Raw genomic sequence first — 22,817 nt, forward strand, 5'->3', positions numbered from 1 at the left:
AAGCAGATGTTTCAATCTATTTTTATTGCTCTAAAATTTCTTTCAGTTCAGCCTCCATTTTAGCCACGATTTCTGGATACTCGCTTGCTAAATTTTTTACTTCGGAGGGGTCTTCGTATAAATTATACAATTGCGGTTCTGTTCTAAACCCAGGATCTACAAACTTTTCTACAATCCAATTAGGTACAGGCTTATCTTTTGGAGTAATGTATTTCCAATTATCCATTCTAAAACCGAAAGTATAAGATTCTTCCAGTAAATATTTGCGTCCCTTATCAGATTTTCCCAGCCAAGAATCCATAAAGTTTTGACTATCCACAGCATCTCCTTTTTCTATGTTTTGATTAACTAAAGAGGCTAAAGACGCATACAAATCAACTTGAGATAGTAAGGCATTGCTTGTGCCCGGTTTTACTTCTTTTGGCCAATGCACCACAGTAGGCATTCGGGTACCAGCCTCATAAGCAGAATACTTACTACCTCTATAAATTCCCCCAGGTTTATGGTCTCCAACCAATTCTCTGGCATAGTCTATGTAGCCATCATCTAAAATTGGACCATTATCACTAGTGAAAATAATTAAGGTGTTTTCTAACAACCCTTGTTTTTCCAGTGCTTCTTTAACTTGACCAACACACCAATCCATTTGAGCTATTACGTCACCACGTGGTCCCATGGTGCTACTTTCTACGAACTTAATATTCGCTATACGAGGTTGATGAATATCATGCAAAGCAAAATAGAGGAAGAAAGGATTGTCCTTATTATTACTTATAAAAGTATTGGCTTTATCAGTAAGTACATAAGGGATATTCTCATCCACCCAAAGTGCCTCTTTACCTCCTTTCATATACCCAATTCGGCTAATGCCATTGATTACCGAACCTTGATGGTAAGGATCTGTATGTTGCTTTAAAAGTTCAGGGTGCTGAAAACCCCAAGGGTATCCTTCTATTCGTGTACCGTAACTAACCGTAATGGGGTCATTAGGGTCTAAACCAACTACTTTTTGGTTCTCTAAAAACACACAGGGCACTCTATCACCTGTGGCTGGAATTAAAAAACTATAGTCAAACCCCACTTCTTTGGGTCCTAAAGGAATATACTCATTCCAATTGATTTTACCCTTTCCTAAGCCTAAGTGCCATTTACCAACCACCCCCGTTTTGTAACCTGCTTTTTGAAGCATTTTAGGCAATGTTCCCATATTTGGATTTATAATCAAAGGAGCATCGCCCTCTAAAATTTCAGCCTTATTTCGAAAAGCGTAACTTCCTGTTAATAAGGAATATCTGGACGGCGTACAGGTTGATGCAGAACAATGCGCATCTGTAAAATTCAATCCGTTTTTAGCAAGTGTATCAATATGTGGTGTTTCAACACCAATAGCTCCATTCACTCCAATATCACCATAACCCAAATCGTCAACATAAATGATGACGATGTTAGGATTATTGTGTTGTGCACATGCCTGAAAAGCTATACAACACAAAGTGCTAAACACTATACTCTTGATGAGAGCTGACAATTTCATCTCCTTTTTACTATTAAGATTTAACACCAACTAGTGCTTGATGAATATGCGCTGGTATATGTGACGAATTGGTATCAATAACTTTAGTAAAAGCTTCTATGGCTCTACAATCCTCGCCTTTACCTAACTGTCCTAAACCAATCATATAATTACAATGAATCTTATTAATGACATTCAAATCTTCTTCCCAAATCAATAAATCAGGTAAAGAAATGGCAAAATAATCCATTTTTACATTGTCATTCATATGGGTTTCTCCATAGTTTAACAAATTATCAAATCGGGTATTGGCTTCGTCTATTCTACCTAGTTTTTGCAATGCCAGTCCTTGATAGAAAATTTTATCGGGTTGCTGGTCGTTATAAAAAATTGCTGGACTTGGGTCACTCAATCCCTTCGAAGCTAATTCGAAATACGCTTTGGCTTTGTCATCTTCACCCAGACCTTCATAGGCACACCCTAACCAATAATCAATATCATTTTCAACGGTCCCGTGCAATTTACCTTCTCCTAGATTATGAGGGTAATCTTTAGACTGTATTAAAAGTTCAATAGCGTCTTCATAATTCTTTACATAGATATATTTCTTTGCAAGTTCTATATTACTTGTTAGATATTGAAAAGGTACTTTGCCTTCGCCACCTTCCCATGGATGGAATTGACGTTTATCTATCAAAGCTTTTGCTTTTTCAAAATCGCCTTTCAAGTTATAAAGCGCAATACGCTCTAAATACAAATCGTCTCTAGAGTTAGTTAAATCAATATGCTCCTCCAATAATGCTAATCGCTTATCAATTGACACATTAATTTTTTTGTATAATTGATCTAACTCCATCAACAATCGTGCATCGGTACTATCTAACTCAAATGCCTTTTCTAAATGGATTACTGCCAATTCTTTTTGATTGGTTTTGTTGTAATAAAGCAATGCCAAGTTACGATGCGTAATAGCGAAACTATCATCTAATTTCACGGAAGTTTCCCAGCAAGCTTGTGCTTCTTTGTATTGTCTATTAGCATACCAGAAATTACCCAAATAATAAAATGCTTTTGCGTCTAACGGATTCGCTTTACAAGCAGATTGGAGTGCTTTGACCTCTTCTATTTTGTTCGGAAAACAATAAGTATCTGGCATTTGCGATGCTTTTTTGTAGGCCTCTAATGCGCTACTGCTATCTCCTTTTTGGTCTAAATACCACCCCATAAAATAGTACACCATGGGGTACACTTTTGCATTGGTATCGGTATGTACTTTTAATAATGCTACAGCCTCATCAAATTGACCTGCCATAGCATAGTCTAAAGAAAACTCAATATAATTGTGTGCATAATTTCGAAGAATCGTCTTAAATGCCTCTAAATCTTCTGGAGCATTAGACAAAATATACTTTTCATAAAGCACTCCAAAGTTGAATTTATCAATAGCTAAAGAATCTTCAATTAACTGTTTAGCTTCTTCAATCTTACCAGCTTTTCTAAGTAAAATAGTTTTTAGGTGTCTTGCTTTATGGTTATGCCAGTTTTTGATTAATGCTCTATCTACCAAGTCCATCGCTTTTTCCAAATCGCCTCTAGAACAATCTATTTGGGCTAAATTGAAATAACCAGCATCTTGCCATTGAGCATTCCAACATGCTTTAAAGAAACTGGCGTATGCCTCTTCTTTTTTACCTAAGTAACTTAAAGCTATTCCTTTGTTAAAATAAGGCTCTCCGTCATACGGATTAGGGTTATGACTTGTTAATGTTTCTATAGCCGTATCAAAATACTCAATTGCTTTTTCTAATTGTCCTTTACGTATATACCAAAGCCCCATGGCGTTATTATTGCGTACATCTTTTGGAGAGCGTCTTAACGCTTCTTCATAATAATCTGTAGCTACAAAGGTGGCGTGTCTGTATTGCTCTAAATGAAGCCCTCTTAAATATAAACCTTCAACGGTTTCAATATCTTTAGGGTCTTTGGCCGCTTTGGCTGGTTCTGGAATTTCATCGGATAAATCCTTATCTGGTTCCCATGCCACTAAAACTTTACCTGTACTGTCATTCACTGAAATTTTTAAATCGTCAAATGTATTTCCAGCAATATCAATCAATTTTTCAAAACCAACTTCCGGCGAAAGGTTTAACACCTCTTCGTGCAACACCTTACCATTAGCACTTAAAGTGATAACACAATTATCATATGTAGAAGTAACATATACTTTAACCTGTGCTTTACCATCTACCATTTCAAGGTTTACCAAGGCTTCTTTTGTTGCATTTTTTACAACACCTACGTTGTAGTAGGGCATAAAGTATTGCTTGAAACTCTTCTCTTCGTATGGATGCATCCAAGAGAAATCTGGTTGATTATCTGTATAAACACCACACATTAACTCAATGTACGGTCCGTCTTCATCTGTTAAGTTTCTATCCCACGCTTTACCAAATTCTCCATTGCCCCAAGTCCATTGTTTTTTACCGGGAGATACATTATGGTCTGCAACATGCAGTAAGCCTCCTTTTGAATCGTTTTCATATCCTCCAACAAAATCATATTCAGAGGTAATTGCCATGTAACTTGTTGGTACTGGAATGTTTTTGTATCTAGATATATCTGTTCCTGGGGAATAATCTACTTTATAGTATTCGCCTTTAGCAATTGGAAATTCTGACACATCACGTTTACCGTGGTCAAATACAGCATTTACATCAGGTGGAAAAACCGACTGGTAATGGTCGTTAACTGCTACTGCAGGATTTGCCCACCACAAAAACGTTTGTGGATGTGGCGTTCTATTATATAAATGTGCTTTAATTTCAATGTATGCCTTATCTGGATGTAGCGTAAAACCTGCCATACCTTTAGTACGGAACATACGTTCTAACTCACTTACCCAAACCGTTTTACTTCCGTCCTCATTCTCCTCAATATAAAAATCTGTTGGGTCGTATGTACTTGGTCTATGGTGTTGTGGCCAGTTAAATTCTATTCCTCCTGAAATCCAAGGCCCTGTTAACCCTACTAACGCTGGCTTAATTACATGATTATAATAAACAAAATCCCGTTTACGAATCTTATCATACGCTCTTTGGATTCTTCCTCCAAGCGCTGGTAAAATCATCAATTTTATATAATCGTTTTCAATGAAAATAGCATCCCATTCTTTGTCTACTTTTTCATCACTAATTTTTTCTATCACGGGATGCGGATATACTGCTCCACTACTTGCCTGATATACACGTTTTTCTAAAAAAACCGGATATTTTTCTGGGGTTCCCACTTCATAAGTTGGAATGGTTACTTTTTCATGCCAAGCTTTGACTGTCTTCATAATCGTAATAATTTAACCTTGTATGTTTTAATATTTTAATAGCCTTTTCAATTGGCTTATTTCTATAGCTGTTTTAGGACTAAAGGCCTCACTTGCCATATAGTGTTTTAAACTATACAGGAGCTGTTGTGCTTCTAGTCTGTTGTGTAAATTGGTATGTAAATCTATAGCTGAGAATATCAATTTTCCTTTACCAACTTTACATTCAAATAAAAGTGTGGTCCTTCTATTTTTAAACCAGTCATCTATTACCCTTATTATAGGCGTTATTTCTGGTATCTCATCAAAAATGATAGCGTTGGAATGACTCATGGCATCCCACCATTGCCAATTGGAATGATACTCTGTCGGGAAATGTGCTAATGCTGGATGTGATGGATTACAAAGAATTCCCAGCGTATGAGGTTTCTGCTCTTTAGTCCAAGAAGTATTCCAGAAAATACTTGAAAATCCTATTCCTATGTTACCTCCATAATTTGGAGCTATATCGCCTTTTGTGATGTTTAAAAGCACATTACCCCCGTTTTGTAAATAGCTGATGGTTTTAGTATCCAGTTTATTTACAATTTTAATGGATGCTTCATTTTCAATGGTTTCTTTTTGATTTGGATACACCCAAACGTCCCAACTATTCTTAAAATCTTCTACTGAAACAGTTAACGTTAACTTTTTAGCTATACTTATAGAGCTTAAAGATTGATTAATAGTGCCCAATTGAATGCCATTCCCTATTGGAATATCTGTTTTATCCAATTCACCTTCAGAAAACACACTACCGTCAGTGTGAGTCAATTGCCATTTTGGAACCACCTGTTGCATAGGGTTTTCACTAAAATGTGCTATTTCAATTTTTGCTGTAAGCGTTTCTGAATTCTTGAAAGTGCGTTTTTCTAGTCTTGCCAAAGGCACTGTATTTCCACTAAATGATTTAAATTCATCTGGCGACACATAACCTTTTTCATCCCAAAATGCATCTAAAACACCAACAAGTGCTGTACCTTGACCCGGAAAATCATGCAAATCTAATAGCTGATACCCTGCCATTCCTTTGGTGCGTAATCCTGCCTCTATATCAGCTTTATAACACAATGTTTGTAGTTTTCCTGATGCCAATAAAAAGCTATCTGCTAATTTCAGCATCCCGTTTTCTTCCAAAGATTCTTTAAAAATTTCGAAGTTCTTAGGTTTTAAAACTCCCGTGTACTTTGACATTTCTTTAAAGTTTGGATATACACACCACTGCCCCATTTCATGCGAAACATAAGGCATCGGGGTTTTGTGAATAAACTTACTCCAATCAAATTCTGTTTGTGGGGGTTTTGCATTAATTACACTCTTCAGGTTTTCATTCCAACCTTGTATTCTTGGACCTCTATGGTTATAATAATCCATATTTTCAAGATATGGATATCCTGCGCCACTAGTGTATAGCCTTCGGTTATCGAATGCCTTAAAATGGTCAACATACTTTGTTAAATACTGCTTGTGATTTTTTCCACTTGGCTCGTTACCATAGGTCATGAGCACAAAAGATGGATGATTTCCGTAAGCGTTGATAATATCTTCGCCTTCTTGGTACAACCACGTATCTACAGGTTTACCATCTCCTAAACCAGCTTTCCACGCAGATGCTTCAGCCTGAATATAAATACCCATCTCATCAGCAGCCTGAAATGCGGCCTCTGGCGGACACCACGAATGAAAACGCATGTGGTTTAAACCGTGGGCTTTGATAGTATTCATAATACTTTTCCAAGAATTAACATCAGTTGGAGGGTAACCCGTTAATGGAAAAATCGCACACTCTAAAGTCCCTCTTAAATAAATGGGGCGGTCATTAATTTTAAAAACAGTGCCATCAGCTTTAAAGTCTCGCATACCGAAAGTTTCCACTTTTTTGTCTAAACCTTTTTCGGAATTTAAAGACAGGTGTATGTCGTATAAGTTAGGATTGAATTCATCCCAAAGTTTGGGCGCATCTCCCATAGGATATTCAAACTCAACTGTTTTAGAATCTTCAATTTGAATGGATTCTTTTAAAACCTCAAGAGCTTGTCCGCTTTCTGATTTTTCTATAGCCTGAAGCGTTAGTTCTGCCGTTTGATTGGATTCAGTGGCATTTTCAATTTGAGCTACTACCCTAACCGTTTTATTTGAGACGTTAGGATACAATTTCACATTTCCAATAGACAGTTTTGGAACTGCTGAAAGTGAAATATCTCCAACAATACCATTCCAATTAGTTTGCGTGTTATCCGAAATACTATGAGCATCTAAGCCCACATTGATGCTTTTAATACGGTTGTCCACACGTATCGAAATAGTATGCTGGCCTGCTGACAATTTACCCAAATTATAATTGTGTGCCGTTGCTAAACTATTTTGCATACCTATTTTCTTGTCATCTACCCACAAGATAGACTCCCAGTGTACACGTTCTAAGTTTAGATTAATGTTTTTGCCGCTCCATGATTGTGGAATACTTATCCTTTTTTGATACCAAGCAGGCCCTTTGTAATCTTTAACCGGAGTTAGCCAAAAGGAAACTTTAACGTTACCTTCTTGACGATATTTTTTCATTTCTTTTGAAGTGTACCAAAGGCTATCGTTCCACATATTTCCCGTCCAATTGGTTTTTACAGAAATAGCATTACCCTTGCCGTTTTCTGGCATAGACCCAGGTAACTTTATACTGTCGTTCAAACTTAAATTGAACCACTTTTCCTGAATACCTTGGTCTAAAGAATCAATTTTAAAACTCCAGTTTCCTGACAAATCCATATAAGCCAATTCATCACTTTTACAATTCTGTAAAGTGAAGGCAATGACAATTAAAAGAAAGGTTATATGTATTCTGAAAAGCTTCATTTATACGATTAATTATTATGACAATTTGATGTGATGAAATATTCGAAAATAGCATCCGCAACAAATTGATGCCCCTTTTGGTTGATATGGTTATTCTGAGCCATATAGCCAATTAAAGGTTCTGTTTCCGCTAGTTTTTTAAATAGCGCATAGCTATCCACAAGGCCTACTTTATGTTTTTTAGCTAAATCACGAATCATCTCACTATGCTTTGCTAGTGGTGCTTCGTCAGACGTAATGTCTTCTCTTAAATCAGGAGTCGGTGTTAGTAGAATTACTTTGGCTCCATATTTTAATGCTTCTACAACCATTTCTTCCCAAGCTACTTTTGCACGCTCTAAACCAATACTTCTGTCATTTAAACCATAATCTATAAACAATACATCTGGCTTGTAAGTCAAGACTTCTTCCTTGAAGCGTTTGGCACCTTGTTCGGCTTGTTCTCCCCCTATTGACGTAGTAATAGTATTTACTACTGAATAAGGGTAAAAATCATTTACTTTTTTTAAGGTTTTATATGGATAAGAGTTGAGTCTATCTAACACCCCTCCTGTAGTATACCCAGTAGGAACTGAGTGCCCATGAAACACTAAATTTATTGTACGGTTTTTGGGCCATTTTACTTTCAATTCTTGTTTTAAAGAATCTAAATAATTAGACGCCATGTTTTCTTCAGGCTGAGCACAGGCGTTATTTAAGGCCATCAATAAAAAAAATCCTAGAGCGATATGTTTTTTGAAAATTGACATTATCTATTAGTGTTTACTTCTCTTTTGTTAATTCCTGTTCTATTTCCTCCAAAGTTTTTCCTTTTGTCTCAGGTAATTTTATTCTTATGAATATAAACCCTACTATACAAATGAAACTATATACCCAAAATGTTCCTGAAGCTTCCAAGGCATCTTTCAAAATTGGGAATGTAAAGGTTAGTACAAACGAAGCTACCCACAGTGAAAAGGTTGCAATAGACATGGCAACACCTCGAATTTTATTTGGAAATATTTCTGAAAGTACTACCCAAGTAATAGGTGCTAAAGACATTGAGTAAATAGCAATAGCAGTAATTACCATCAATAATACAGGCCAGCCGGTAAATTGAAAATAAAAAGCCCCTCCTAAAATCAGATATACTATACCCAATCCAATAGACCCAAAAAGCATTAATTTTCTACGCCCCCAACTATCTACAGTTCTCATCGCTACTAGTGTAAATATTAAATTCACACTTCCAGTTATCACAATATTGAATAGCATATCACCAACACTATAACCAGCCGCTGTAAAAATCTCTTGGGCATAATTAAAAATAACATTGATGCCACACCATTGTTGAAATATTGCTAAAACAATTCCTATAACTAAAATTGGTTTAATTTTTGGATTTTTAAAATCCGAAAAATTGATTTTTGATGTGCTACTCTCTTTTAAAGTCAATTTAATATTACTTAATTCCTCCTCAGCATAAGCTTTACCACCAATTTTTAAAAGTATACTTTTAGCCATTTCAGGCTGAGCAATTTTCACTAAAAACCTAGGGCTCTTGGGTACAACAAACATCAAAATAAAAAATAGAACAGCTGGAATCAATTCTGCCCAAAACATCCAACGCCAACCAGTTTGACCGTTCCAAGAATTTAAAATCATTTCTGGCGAAAAATCTTTCGGTATAGATTCAGCGATAAAAAAGTTAGCAATTTGCGCTGCTAAAATCCCTATAACAAGTGTTAACTGATTGATTGCCACAAATTGGCCTCTATATTTTGCTGGTGCAATTTCTGCAATGTACATGGGAGATAAGGTAGAAGCTAACCCAATACCTAAACCACCAATAAGCCTGTAAACTATAAAAGGCGTAAATTCATTGACATATCCTGTACCAAACGCAGAAATTATGAATAAAGCAGCAGCAAGTATTAGAGGTTGTTTTCTCCCAAACTTATCAGCAACAAATCCAGAAACAACTGCTCCAAAGATGCAACCTATTAAAGCACTACTCATAGCCCAACCTTGTAATGTTGGCTCTGAACTTATGTTAAAAAAAAGCTCATAGAAAGGCTTTGCCCCTCCAATTACTACCCAATCATACCCAAATAGAAAACCACCCATTGCTGAAACAAGTGCTAAGAAGAGTAGGTAGGTAAAATTAAATTTTGGTTTAGACATTATTTAGTTTTGTTGGTTTATGTTAATATTAATCTTCTAATCCTTAGTTGATAAGCTACTGTTATACCAATCCTCATTAGGCTTAAAATCTTTACTTAAAAAGTCTTTGCGCTGTTTTTCTAGACGCTGTAACATTTTAGTTCTCCTATTCTCTTGTTTTTCTTTTGCCTTAGCAATATCATAATTAGGATATACTTCTGGTGTTTTGGCATTCATACTTTTCAAATAAGTGTCTAATTCAGTTCTTAAACCTTCTACAATTGCTTCTTTTTCTTTAGAAATATTATGCTTTTCACTAGGATCACTCGTCAAATTGTATAACTCATCTCGTCCATCTTCCCAAAAATGGATGAGTTTATAGTCTCCTTTTCTTATGATGCTAACTGGATCCCCTCCTTGGTTTCCATAATGTGGGTAATGCCAAAATAAAGCTCTTTCATTTAAAGCTCCCCCATTGAGTAGTGGTAATAAGCTAATACCATCCACCTTGTGATTGGGATTAGTTTCAGCTCCAACTAAATCCAATAAAGTTGGGTAAAAATCAATCCCTGAAACAGGATAAGCTACTTGTTTAGGTGTATTTTTTAACATTGGAACTTTAATAAGATACGGTTCTCTTATACCTCCTTCCCATTGATAACCTTTACCACCTCGTAAGGGATAATTTGTAGTAGAAAATGCATCACCACTAGCTACACCTCCATTATCTGAGGTAAAGATCACTATGGTGTTATCATCTAAACCTAACTCTTTTAATTTATCAAGTACAACACCCACAGCGTTATCCATTGATTCTACCAAACCAGCATAAACTGGATTATCTTGTACATTTCTAATAGGTAATCTAGCTTCCATTTCGAAACCAGAATCAGGAATACCTTGTGCCTCCGCTTTGTCCCTATATTTTTTCCATTTAGCTTCTGTTGTTTCTATAGGACCATGCACAGCATAAAAAGATAAGTAAGCAAAAAATGGTTTTTCTTTATTTGCTTCAATAAAATCAGCAGTTTCAAGAGCTAAACGCTTTGTAAGATTTTCTCCTTTATATTTATAATCCAACTTAGGGTTTCTCCAAGGCGCATAATAACCTCCTTTAGGCCCCCCTACTTCCCAGCCTCCTTTGTTTATATCGAATCCATTATTCTCTGGCGAGTATGGCTCATCTCCTAAATGCCATTTTCCAGCAAAAAAAGTTTTGTACCCATTTTGCTTTAAAGCTTCAGCGATTGTAATCGAAGAATCCGCCAAAGCATGTTGATAATCAGGTGGCATTACTTTTGTATTGTAATGATCTCCCCATTTTCTTCCTGTTGCTGCACCAATCCAGTCTGTAATACCATGACGTGCGGGATCTTGACCTGTCATTAAACTTGCCCTTGAAGGACTACATACTTGACAAGATGCATAACCTTGTGTAAATTGCACTCCCTCACTAGCAATTGCATCTATATTAGGTGTTTCATAGTATTTACTGCCTGCATAACTTAAATCATAAGCTCCGAGGTCATCAGCTAGAATAAAAACTATATTCGGTTTTTTACTAATAGTTTCTTTTTTATTATCAATGTCTTTACAACCATTTATATAAATGGTTGTAAGACAAAGACTAAAAACTAAAACTAACTTATTTGTACTCATGAACTAATTCAATATCGTGTTGAAAAAATGATTTTAGCAAATTTTTTCTAAAATTAATATCCTGGATTTTGAATTAAATTAGGGTTATCTGCTAATCTGTTTTGTCCAAAAGGAAGATAATAGCGTTCTTCTCCAAATTGTCGAATATTTCCCTCTGCATTTTTTAAAGTAATTCTATAGGTATCTGTTGCAAGATTGTATCTAAACACAAGCCCTTTAGTTCTTACATTACCTAAAACATCTGTCGCAATTCTCCAACGAATTAAATCCCAGTAACGCTGTTCCTCGAAAGCCAATTCTACTTGACGTTCTTGTCTTATATTATCCTCAGTTATCGAATTTCTTAAAGGCATTCCAGCTCTTTCTCTTACCATGTTTATTGCTTCGAGTGCCTCATCAGTTCTTCCTAAATAATAGGCTGCTTCAGCTAAATTTAAAAGTGTTTCTGCATAACGAAATACAAAGAAATCCTGTCCTGAGTTTAATTCAGCTGTTGCCGTATTAGATGGATCCAATCTCTTTCGCGCCAATAATGCGGTATTTCTTACGTTTCTTGCTGCTGCGGCGGCTGGTAATTGTTCCCCTGTACCTGGTTTAGTTATTAACAAATTTCTGTTTGTTGAAACTGTACCATTTTCTAGTTGAGTACTTCCATGAAAGTATATTTTTTGACCCTTCCATTCTGTTTCAGGGTAAAATATACTTGCAATAAAACGAGGGTCTCTATTACCGAAGAAATCATTAATGTCCCATGTATTATTGGCATTTAAATCACCTCTATTAATACTTTTACCAGTCCTACCATCGGTAAAATCAAAAAGTTCTGCAAAATCATAAAGTACTGGAAAGTTTGAATTCCATTCTAAACCTAAACCATCCGGATTTGCCAACCAATCTAATGAATGTCCTTTTATGAAAGGCTCAAATCTTTCTGCAAAGATAATTTCAGGATTGCCTAAGCCTTCATCTAAAAACAAAGATGAAAAATTCTGTACTTTATCAGCTGATTTATTATACAAACTAAATAGATTAGATTCAATTACTGCTTTAGAAGCATCATAACTTTTTTGATAATAAGCAATTGCCTCTCCATCAGGAATACCAACTATACCATTTAGTTTAACTTCTCCAAAATTTGCGATACTCGCAGCATATAACATCGCCCTGCTTTGGAGCATTAGTGCTGTAGATTTATCTATTCTTCCTTCTGCACCTGTTGGAGTTTCAGATAAATCTGGAATTGCCAATTCTAATTCATTATAAATAAAATCATAAATATCTTTCTCATTAGAACGTGCAGGAAATAGTTCCTCTTCTGGATCATCTGTGTTTTGAGGTACCGTTATTAAAGGTACTCCTCCAAATCTTCTAGCCAATTCAAAATACTCATAAGCTCTTAAAAACCTCGCCTCTGCAATTTTTTCCTTTTTGAATGATTCATTCAGAGTCACACTGTTAGGCATATCTCTAATTAGTATATTAATATTACGGATATTAAAATATGGCCAACGATCAAGTGGCCCAGGACCAGTTTCTGCTGTATATTGTCTTCTGTAAGTCGAGTTGGGTGTCTGCCAATTGGCAAAATTAATATGTTCTGCTCCTGCTGCAGCTATCATACCAATATTTATGTTACCAAAACCACCAAAAATTTGAAATGACATGTTATTGTATAAACCTGCCAAATATGCCTCGGTTAAAGCCTCGTCCTCAAATACAACGTTTTCAGATATAAAATCAGCTTGTTTGTCTAGTTGATCCTCACATCCAAATGATATGAGGATAGTTAAAATAATTAAAATTCTTTTGTACATAATATTATTTTTTTGAGGTTATAATCCTAGGCGTACACCTAATGTAAAAGTTCTTAAAGGAGGTAAACTCAAGCCACTATTACTTGCAGCTTGTTCTGGATCGATTATATCTTTAAAAATACCCAGTTTAGAGAAAGTTAATATATTATCGCCTGTTACGTATAATTCTAAATTATTCAGACTTATTTTATCTAAAACTTCTTTAGGAAATTTATAACTTAGATTTGCTACCTTCAATCTAAGATACGTACCATCTTTATACCAAAAATCTGAAAAAGCTCCGTTCCATGGTCTAGCTCCATTTCTCTCAAAGGCCGGTAATTGGGCACTAGGGTTTGCATTGAATCCAGGATTTGAAGGATCTTGTCTCCAACTATATTTTTCGTGCAACGTGTAAGGTACTGTTTCGTTATCGAAAGGGTTTCTAGCTCCTTGCGTAAGGAAAACATTAAATCTAGACGCTCCCTGCCATAGCATGGAAAGAGAGAAGTTTTTGTAAGTGAAATTTGTATTTAATGAAAATAACATTTCAGGATTACCACCAAACCCTATATTATCTAAATCTTCTCTATTAATAACATTATCTCCATTCAAATCTACATATCTAATATCACCCGGTTTAGGTGCTCCATTAATTGTCTGTATTGTTACTTGACTTAAATAATCATCTACTTCTTGTTGAGAATTAAACAAACCGTTTGTTCTATAACCGAAAACTTGGTTTACATAACGTCCTGAACGTTGATCCACTCTTACCTGTACAGGATCGGTTTCATCTATATCCTCTTGAAATTCCTCGTAACGTTCTCTTGCTAAAGTGAAAGTACCTGCGATATTCACTCCAAAATCTCCCCAATTATTTCTGTAACCGACTAAAGCCTCAATTCCTTTATTGCTTCTAGAATCAAGATTAGTAGCTGGTAAAGCTGCTCCGAATGTAGAAGGCAGCCCCTCAAGAGGCCTTCTTAATAAACCTTCTCTTAGTCTGTAAAACAAATCAATATTACCATATAGTTTACCTTTAAAAGTGCTGAAATCTAAACCTAAGTTATACATAGTTGTCTCCTCCCAAGTGACTAATGCATTTGCAAGACCTTCTGTTTGTATTATAGCTGCGGGAGATGAACCTTCAAAATAGTATACACCGCCTGTTTCAGAAAAACCAGATAAATATTCAAAAGCGGTATTTCCTATATTACTATCAATACCAGTTTCTGAATATGATAATCTTAATTTAAGTTCTCCAATAGCACTATCGTTTAAAAAATCCTCTTTAGCAATATTCCATCCTAGAGATGCAGATGGAAAATACCCCCAACGTACCTCAGGACCAAACTTGGAACTACCATCTGCTCTAACAGTAGCTTCAAATAAATATTTATCCTTGTAAGAATAGTTTAACCTACCAGCTGCACTTAGCCTAGTGTAGCTTAATGGCACTCCAATGCCTCCTGTAGTTGTAAGATTATCGTCACCTGATGTTACCTGAGGTATTTCAGATGACAACAAATCTCTCCTTAATACTGTCAAACTTTCATAGCTATTATCTTCCTTTTCATAAAAAGCTAGAGCTGATATTTTGTGGTCATTTATCTCTTTATTATAGTCTAAATAAATTCTTGATAGAATTCTTCGTTTAGGATCATTTGTAAAATTAGCTCCTCCAATAGATTTGAAGAAGTCATTAGTAGAAATTGTGGCTTGAAAGATGTAACCATCTGAGTCTGCCAATGGACTATCTGGATTGTATTCCCATACGTCGTAAGGCCTTCTCAATCTTTCTCGTGTAATTAATCTAAATCTTATATTATTTCTAACTCCCATTGTCAATCCAGGGATGAAGGGAACATTATATTTTAAATCTAGAGCCGATGCCAATGTCTCTAAATTTGTACGCTCATAACCAGCGAATTTCTGTTGTATTCTGGCTACGGGAGATCGCTCAGAAAACCCCGAATAAGGAGCTCTATCTGGGTCCGGAGAAACAGGATTAAAAATCGGTTGAGCTGTTCTAATATCATTCCAGACCTGGTTCACTCCAACAGAAGAATAGTCTCGAAATTCATCAATATAGGAGCTGTTAAAGTTTAACGTTATGTTTTTAGATAACTTAGCATCTAAATTGTTAGTGACAGTAATTTTCCTGTAGTCATAATCACCATTAAATATCCCTGTTTGATTTAGCAAACCAACTGAAGTGTAATACTTAACATTTTCAGAACCTCCACTGGCACTTATGTTATGTTGAGCGATGGAAGAGCCACCACTACGAAATACAGCATCGGCCCAATCATAGCTCGGTTGTTCCCCAGAAATAGTTCTTTGAAGTAAATCTTCTGTAAATAATGTCCCATAATCTATAGCTGCATCTGGATTTGCAGGGTCAAATTGTTGGTTAAATAGCCCATCCCTTCCCAACCTAACAAAAGTTTCAGCATCTGCAAGATCTGGAAATACCAATTTATTTTGAGTTCCGTACCAACCATGATAATTTATTTTCGCCTTACCAGACTTACCTCTTTTGGTTGTAACAAGAATAACGCCGTTTCCTGCTCTGGCACCATAGATGGCGGCAGAAGCATCTTTTAAAACCGATATAGTTTCAATATCATTAGGATCTATTCTATCAAGAAAAGACTCTACACCATCAACGATTACCAAAGGCGTACCAAATCCTCTGATACTTAATGCATTATTATCTTGACCCGGTAATCCTGGATTTTGATTTGTAATTAATCCAGGCACTTGTCCTATTAAAAGATTTTTCACATTGGTTGCTGGAATATTAGTTATCTCCTCTACCTTAACACTAGCAACCGAACCTGTAACATTAACCTTTTTTTGAGTGCCATAACCAACCACCACAACCTCATCTAGCAATGCAGAACTCTGTTTCATATTTATATTCAGTGGCTCATAATTCCTAACAAGAATTTCCATGTCTTCCATACCCACATATGTTATCAATAGAATATCACTTAAATTGGCATCAATACTGAACTTTCCATCAAAGTCCGTAACTACACCTTTAGTTGTACCCTTGATAAGAATATTTGCACCAGGTAATGGAACCCCTTGGTTATCATAAACAACCCCTACAACACTACTTTGAAATAATTCATTTAAGCTAGATGTCGCATAAAGTTTATCTGATATTATCAATATAAACAATGCAAAAAGATAATAATTAATTAAACTAATTTTTAGACATTTACATTTTGACCGTGTAAATGTCACACGTTTGTTTTTTTTCATAATTTGGTTTAGTTAGTTGTTGTTACACTCTTTTTTCTTTGCTAAGAGCAGATGGTAAAACTAGTACACCTCTTAAGTTATTAAAAGGACAATAACACTTAAAATATATACAATATTGTTTTATATCATTTTAGATAAAGTTGCTTTTTACAAATACTTAAATTTTATTTTAAACTATACTTAACCCGTGTTACATTTAGGTTAAGTTAATTTTGATGTTATTAATATTTCTGTGAAATACAAACCTATTGATGTATTGAACAATTATTAAAGCAGTAATCTTGGATAATATTCTAGTTTTAAACCCATCAAAAGATTTGGTATAGTTTCTACGAATCATGAATTGGTCGCAGAATTTTTAGAACAGGATTTCAATTCTTTTTCTAGATTTCTTAAAGACGTAAGGTTGTTTCTTGTAATTATTCTGATTTAATCTCATGGGCGCATCAAGATTTACATTACAGGTCTGAAATAAATTGAATTGTACCTCAGCAGAGAGATAACCTCTATTTCCAATTATTGTTAGAGAAATAATTAATTTGATATCCTCTTTCTGGTTTACCGTAATTTGAATATTACCATCACAAATCTACGTCTTCTGCCAAAACAATATCTGTTTCTAAATAGTTCTCTTCTATCTTAGAAGCACCAATATATTGTTGTTTGTGGCTGGTGTACCCTCTTAAATTTTCTTTTCCCAGTTCCACTGTTGTTCGTTTATTGGACTTAAGTAAGAAAACTAAAAGCCCCTAGCATTAAAATGCTTTATCAAATCTACCATAAATTGAGCACAATCATCAAAATAATCTGGTTTTGGGTTAATCTCCCCATCTTTATAGTCGCCGTTATAACCTTTACCATTTTTGACCCAATATAATGGAGCTGAAAGGGAAAACGCCAGAAATTCATCTTCTCGGTATTGTTTTGCCTCATTTAAAAACCATTGTTGACTTTTTTGCTCTTGCCTATCATAATTACCATTTCCATCAATAAAGGATTCGGCTCTTCTTCGCTAATCATTCTTTATACCAGAATGACCCCCTTGTTCCATGGTACCAGCACCGTTATAGAAACGCCAAATAGACAGCCCTGTACTTTGGGTGGCATGTCCATCAAATTCTGTACTGAATAAAAGCTCTGCAATTCGTTCTTTTTTTTCGACTGGCCAATATTTTCCAACAAATTGACATCTCCATGCATCTGATGCACCAAAGCCTTCCATAATTTGAAACACATTCTCACTATCAATGCTAATCTTAGTAGATTGCGCGTTTAGACTATTTGCAATAGCATATGTAATCAGAATCAGTACATGTATTATATTTTTTAAATTATATTTTAACATTTTTTGTTCTTACACCAAATACATAATAATCAATAATACTGTTATTGTTAAGCAAAATTAGATATATTACTAGAACAAAAAATAGATAACAAAATTTAATATATGGATAATAATGCTTTTATTGTTTTAATTACCTTTTACTATAATTTTATAAATCTGGTACAAACCTTGTTTATTAACATCTACTACTATAGCATTATCAGAACTGATTTCAGCAGATGCTGATTCTGTAAGATAAGGCTCAGATTTTGCAGTATCATTATAATCAGCTGGTATGAAACGCTCAACGCTTTGTATAGAACTTAAGGTAAAACCACTTACTTTCACAGCTACTTTTTTACCGCTCTCCTTACCTCCTGTTATGTAAAGCACCATAGTACTATCATCTTGCAAGGCTGCAGCTAAATGAAATTTATTTGATGTGGTTTTTAGCGACTTACCCTTGTAAGATTCCGCCATATTACCTAAAATCTGCCCTGTAGGAAATATTTTAGAATAATTCCAATTAGTTACACCCAAGCCAGGCACTGGACTATTAATAGGTGGCCAGTATGCAGCTGCTTGAGCCCCAGATCTAGCATAGATGTGGATAATATCTGGAATAATATTAGCAGCTTCCATATATAATGCTCTGTCATTATAATCCCTAGAAGGCATCCACTCTGAGAGATACTTAAAATTCTTGTTCGAATTAAAGTTATCCGCACAATCCTTTATCCTCTGTTCCAAATCAGCGATGTTATGTGTGTCCGTAACATATCCTGTATAGGTATGCAACCCTACCCCATCAATAGCATCATATGCTCTAGTAAACTTATTTTTCATAGTAGTAAATTCCTGTGGCTGGGTATAATCACCATTAATAAGCAGCTTAAACTTACGGTTTGGATATTCGCTAACTATATACTCTGTCAATTCCATAGCAATATTGACATATTTATCTAATTTTTCAGCTCTGGTTACTCCACCAGCCCATTGCAACCACCATTCATTACCAATTTCTAAAAGACCACCATCTACAGAATTAATACTAGAAAGGTCTATAGCCTGTTTCGCTCTATCTTTTAACAGCGTTATGGCGTTGTTGTATTGATTGGACCCAACCGTTGTATTCATGGCATTTGTGGTAGGGATCACAATACTATAGTTAGACACATTAGCTTTTAAGGTTGTAACTGAAGCCCCAGGATTCGTTGGTGTTTTATCCCAACCTGGAGTTGTGTTGCTCGTCCAAGCATAAAACTCAGATTCCCAACCACCTGGATATCTCACCACAGTTGTTCCTATATCTCCTAAGGTAGAAACGAAGTTTGCAAAAGTCTCATCGGAAACTAGACGCCAATCATTATTAATCCCAAAAATATCAGGGTAAATATCTACCGCATCTGTAGCGTCAACTGTTAATGTAATATCAGCATCTGCTGACCCTCCAGTAATTGGACCATCGTCTGTATCATCAAATTTAGGGTCGTTAGGATCTGTAGGACTACTGGTACTACAAGCCATAACCAATCCCATTAAAACGAATACCAATGTTTGTCTTATCTTAATCATATCTTTTTTTTTAAATTTATTTATTGTAGTGGGAAGTAATTAAGCACTAAGCTTGAGCTTAACACTAATAATATCTCACAGTTAATTTTATTTAAGCACAGCTTTTAATGTTACGATAGATTTTCTGGGTATGTCAACACCATCATATTGCATTGTTGATTTCTTTAGGTTAGTTCCTGATGATGTTGTGAAGGCCTCAAAAGTGTCATTCACAACTTCAAAATCGACACCATAGTTTTCAAAAGATATACGCCTTGTTGAATCGGTGTTATTAATACAAACAATAACCAAATCTTTATTTGAAGCACCTCCTTTATATCCCGAAATCATAAAATTTTCTACAGAAGCATTATCACTATAATCAGGATCATTAATTTCAAACCTAACCATTCCAGGTCTAATAAACCTACTAAAGTTCCCTAAAGCCCAAAGCAATTTATTATCTGACACTGTTCCATCTGTGTGAGAGGGCCCATTAGAATTTGGAGCCCACAACACAAGATTAAACCTATAACGATGATCGCCAAATGTAGATCTATTAAGTGCCGTCCAAAAACTCCAACCAGTAGCATTACCAAAAACTAAATCTGTATGAATAATTCTACTCATCCACAAAGCATAATCTATTTCCGATAGATCACTTGCCTCTCTTCCATTGAGGTATGCCGTACCCAAAAGACTATATTCTGTTTGCCAATAATCTAAACCATAACTCTCTACAGTTGTTTTTAGAGACTTTCGTTGCCTTAATGACTCACTTGTAGTACCATTACTAAAATAACTATGTCCTGCAATATGTTTTGACAAATTATCCAAATCTCCAATATAGTTTGAGCTGGACGTGTTAAAAAAATCATTAACCTGATCTTCTCTATTATTACTACCTTCAAACAAATACTTTAATTGAGCAGCTTCAGGAATCATAATTTTAGCATTCACTCCTTTCTGTGCAAATACACCATCAATAATTCTTGTAACTGTTGCCACCTCTCCGTTGGTTGCTCTTGTTCCAGATTGTTGAGCCTCTCCTACTGTTGCATTCCACTCGTATTGAGTTTCATTAAAAGGACACACTGTAGTAATATTGTAACCGTCGTCCTCATATTTTTTAACCACATCTGCTAAGAAATTAGCAAAATCATCATATTTATCTGGTTCACAATTAAAAGTAGGAACCTCTGCTGTACTAAAAACATAGCCGTTTTTAGTCATGAAATATGGAGGAGAACCTGTCCATGCTGTAAATTTGTCCACACCATACTCTTTGGCTTTAGACATAAACCACCTTTGCCCTTCTTGCTTATTCCAATCGTAAGTACCATCCGGTGCCAAATAACATTCCATTTCACGAAACCAATTAGAAGCTTTAAAGCCACTATTAACCTGGTCCGCAGATCCTTCTCCTATGATAGTTCGCCACAAAGACAACCCAATACCCTCGGGATCTCCCAAAGCATTAGTTTCTGTACTAAATAACCATTTAGCTACTTTATTTCTGGAGGCATCAGGCCATTTTCCAACCCATTGGTCTTGAAAACCACCCGAAGCTCCAAAATGATCTATGACTTGATATGTAGTGTTTAAGTTTAAACTAATACCATCTTGAGGCACTTCAAACTTTGGATCATTAGGATCCGTTGCATTATCCGAACTACACCCCATAAATAGTGCAACATTTGTAAAAACTAAAACATACTTATATAATCTCAACATTAATTCTCTTTTTCAAAAGCTTAACAAAAAAATTAATACCCAGGGTTCTGCGTTATATTACCTCTAGATAATTGGATTTCTCTAGGAGGAACAGGCCACAACATATGGATATCTGGATCGAATAACGCTCCACTATCTTGTGATTCTAATAAGTTTGTAGTCTCAAAAGGATCAGTACTCTCTTCAGTATTATACTTCACAAAGGAACCATTTGGGCCCAATATTAATGCTATTCTTGGTACACCATTTATCTTTTGCCTTCTTAGATCATATAACCTGTGTTGCTCCAAGGCCATTTCTAGACGTCTTTCTCTCCAAATTGCATCTCTTAAAGCATCTCCAGACAAAGACATATTAGTACTCAAACCAACACGATCTCTCACAAGTTTTAACGAGTTTCTAGCAGATGTGGCGTCTCCATTAAAATACGCAGCCTCAGCATGAAACAATATAACATCTGCTAATCTTATGTGAATATATTGTCCAGGGATCTGCCCTCTTTGATACGGTTCTGGTCTTTCCCCAACTGGTGTATAATATTTTCTGTTTGTACGCCCAGATTTATTTTCAGAGGGTTTTCCATCAAACTCAGTTACAGCTGGATCACCAAAAACTGGCTCACCATGTTTAATGATTGTAGACCTTAATCTGATATTATCACCTTCACTTAAAAAGACATTTTCCAAATCACTAGTTGGAGAACCCCAGCCCCAGCCACGGTCACCACGACTACCATTGGTAATAGAGAATTGCCCTCCTATATCTTGAAACGTAGGATTGTTAATAAATTCTATTGCAAATATCGATTCTATACCATGAGCATTGCCAATTCTATATAGGTCTGCAAAATCAGCCTCCAAAGCATACTCACCTGAATCCATTACCGTTTTAGCCATAGCTTGTGCTTGAGCCCACTTTTCTTGGTATAAATACACTTTAGCCAATAGCGCTTGGGCAGCACCTTTGGTAGCCCTACCTAAATCGTCTGCCGCATACTCACTTTTTCTTGGTAAATTGTTAATAGCAACCTCTAAATCCTGTTCTATAACAGCATATACCTCTTCAACTGATGCACGAACCTTATCATTGATAGAAGGGTCTAATATTTCTTCATAGGAGGTTACAATAGGCACTCCCCCAAAATTACGCACCAAATCAAAATAGAAAAAAGCCCTTATAAATCTAGCCTCACCAATATACTGGGTTTTCTTATCTTCTTCTATACTTTCTATTCCAGGAATTCGATCTAATGAAATATTAGCCCTTGTGATACCTATATAATGGCTTTCCCATAAAAAATTAAAATACCTAGAACCTGCGAATACATTATATTGCGCTATTCCAGTAATATCTGGTCGTGGTTGAGCCGTGTTACCTGCCCAGTTATCATCCGTAGCCATTTCGTTAATTTGGCGCTGAAAATTAACTTGCCACCAACTTTCACCATTTACCTTTCTGTATATACCGTTAATAAACGCCTCTGCCTTCTCAGCAGTTGAAAAGAAATCATCCAACTCCTCTTGACCTTGTACCGGTTGATCTAAAAAATCCGACGGATCACAACTCGCAAAAAACAGAGTAGTGACAATACCTAATAATAAAAAAATCTTTTTCATA

General features: G+C 35.6%; 12 protein-coding genes and 2 pseudogenes. All 14 read right to left on the reverse strand.

Annotation, left to right across the window (positions count from 1 at the left end):
- Positions 1-22 precede the first annotated feature (22 nt).
- The gene (locus DFQ02_RS01730) at positions 23-1,534 is read right to left on the reverse strand and encodes a sulfatase-like hydrolase/transferase (protein WP_116039660.1); all 1,512 of its coding nucleotides are present in this window, start codon (positions 1,532-1,534) and stop codon (positions 23-25) included.
- 13 nt (positions 1,535-1,547) lie between these two features.
- Positions 1,548-4,850 carry a DUF5107 domain-containing protein gene (locus DFQ02_RS15090; protein ID WP_181896332.1) on the reverse strand — a complete coding sequence of 1,101 codons (3,303 nt, stop codon included), beginning with the start codon at positions 4,848-4,850 and terminating at the stop codon, positions 1,548-1,550.
- A 27-nt stretch (positions 4,851-4,877) separates the two neighbouring features.
- On the reverse strand, positions 4,878-7,718 hold the full coding sequence (locus tag DFQ02_RS15095; RefSeq protein ID WP_181896333.1) for a sugar-binding domain-containing protein: 2,841 nt from the start codon (positions 7,716-7,718) through the stop codon (positions 4,878-4,880).
- Between the two features lie 8 nt (positions 7,719-7,726).
- Entirely contained in the window at positions 7,727-8,467 is a 741-nt protein-coding gene (locus DFQ02_RS01740; RefSeq protein WP_220340183.1) for an SGNH/GDSL hydrolase family protein, read from the reverse strand.
- A 13-nt stretch (positions 8,468-8,480) separates the two neighbouring features.
- On the reverse strand, positions 8,481-9,881 hold the full coding sequence (locus DFQ02_RS01745; protein WP_116039259.1) for a sugar porter family MFS transporter: 1,401 nt from the start codon (positions 9,879-9,881) through the stop codon (positions 8,481-8,483).
- A gap of 36 nt (positions 9,882-9,917) precedes the next feature.
- Positions 9,918-11,519 carry a sulfatase gene (locus tag DFQ02_RS01750; protein WP_116039260.1) on the reverse strand — a complete coding sequence of 534 codons (1,602 nt, stop codon included), beginning with the start codon at positions 11,517-11,519 and terminating at the stop codon, positions 9,918-9,920.
- 53 nt (positions 11,520-11,572) lie between these two features.
- Positions 11,573-13,333: a RagB/SusD family nutrient uptake outer membrane protein gene (locus DFQ02_RS01755; protein ID WP_116039261.1), complete on the reverse strand. Its 1,761-nt coding sequence runs from the start codon at positions 13,331-13,333 to the stop codon at positions 11,573-11,575.
- 18 nt (positions 13,334-13,351) lie between these two features.
- The gene (locus DFQ02_RS01760; protein WP_181896334.1) at positions 13,352-16,495 is read right to left on the reverse strand and encodes a SusC/RagA family TonB-linked outer membrane protein; all 3,144 of its coding nucleotides are present in this window, start codon (positions 16,493-16,495) and stop codon (positions 13,352-13,354) included.
- 289 nt (positions 16,496-16,784) lie between these two features.
- A pseudogene (locus tag DFQ02_RS15295) lies at positions 16,785-17,150 on the reverse strand (IS982 family transposase); the annotation flags it as partial.
- A gap of 19 nt (positions 17,151-17,169) precedes the next feature.
- The gene (locus DFQ02_RS15370; protein WP_262510815.1) at positions 17,170-17,295 is read right to left on the reverse strand and encodes a hypothetical protein; all 126 of its coding nucleotides are present in this window, start codon (positions 17,293-17,295) and stop codon (positions 17,170-17,172) included.
- A 32-nt stretch (positions 17,296-17,327) separates the two neighbouring features.
- Positions 17,328-17,933: pseudogene (locus DFQ02_RS15300) on the reverse strand (glycoside hydrolase).
- A gap of 126 nt (positions 17,934-18,059) precedes the next feature.
- Entirely contained in the window at positions 18,060-19,487 is a 1,428-nt protein-coding gene (locus DFQ02_RS01775; RefSeq protein WP_147297719.1) for a hypothetical protein, read from the reverse strand.
- An 87-nt stretch (positions 19,488-19,574) separates the two neighbouring features.
- Positions 19,575-21,200, reverse strand: coding sequence for a glycoside hydrolase (locus DFQ02_RS01780; protein ID WP_116039265.1), 1,626 nt, complete (start codon positions 21,198-21,200; stop codon positions 19,575-19,577).
- A 32-nt stretch (positions 21,201-21,232) separates the two neighbouring features.
- A complete protein-coding gene (locus DFQ02_RS01785) occupies positions 21,233-22,816 on the reverse strand; it encodes a RagB/SusD family nutrient uptake outer membrane protein (RefSeq protein ID WP_116039266.1) in 1,584 nt (527 codons plus the stop codon).
- Between the last annotated feature and the right edge of the window lies 1 nt (position 22,817).

The organism is Seonamhaeicola aphaedonensis (genome assembly GCF_003386195.1).
In the GTDB taxonomy this organism is placed as follows: domain Bacteria; phylum Bacteroidota; class Bacteroidia; order Flavobacteriales; family Flavobacteriaceae; genus Seonamhaeicola; species Seonamhaeicola aphaedonensis.

Bases quoted from the DNA above. Each gene is read 5' to 3' on its own strand.
- DFQ02_RS01730 (WP_116039660.1), bottom strand. From the start codon at position 1,534: ATGAAATTGTCAGCTCTCATCAAGAGTATAGTGTTTAGCACTTTGTGT.
- DFQ02_RS15090 (WP_181896332.1), bottom strand. From the start codon at position 4,850: ATGAAGACAGTCAAAGCTTGGCATGAAAAAGTAACCATTCCAACTTAT.
- DFQ02_RS15095 (WP_181896333.1), bottom strand. From the start codon at position 7,718: ATGAAGCTTTTCAGAATACATATAACCTTTCTTTTAATTGTCATTGCC.
- DFQ02_RS01740 (WP_220340183.1), bottom strand. From the start codon at position 8,467: ATGTCAATTTTCAAAAAACATATCGCTCTAGGATTTTTTTTATTGATG.
- DFQ02_RS01745 (WP_116039259.1), bottom strand. From the start codon at position 9,881: ATGTCTAAACCAAAATTTAATTTTACCTACCTACTCTTCTTAGCACTT.
- DFQ02_RS01750 (WP_116039260.1), bottom strand. From the start codon at position 11,519: ATGAGTACAAATAAGTTAGTTTTAGTTTTTAGTCTTTGTCTTACAACC.
- DFQ02_RS01755 (WP_116039261.1), bottom strand. From the start codon at position 13,333: ATGTACAAAAGAATTTTAATTATTTTAACTATCCTCATATCATTTGGA.
- DFQ02_RS01775 (WP_147297719.1), bottom strand. From the start codon at position 19,487: ATGATTAAGATAAGACAAACATTGGTATTCGTTTTAATGGGATTGGTT.
- DFQ02_RS01780 (WP_116039265.1), bottom strand. From the start codon at position 21,200: ATGTTGAGATTATATAAGTATGTTTTAGTTTTTACAAATGTTGCACTA.
- DFQ02_RS01785 (WP_116039266.1), bottom strand. From the start codon at position 22,816: ATGAAAAAGATTTTTTTATTATTAGGTATTGTCACTACTCTGTTTTTT.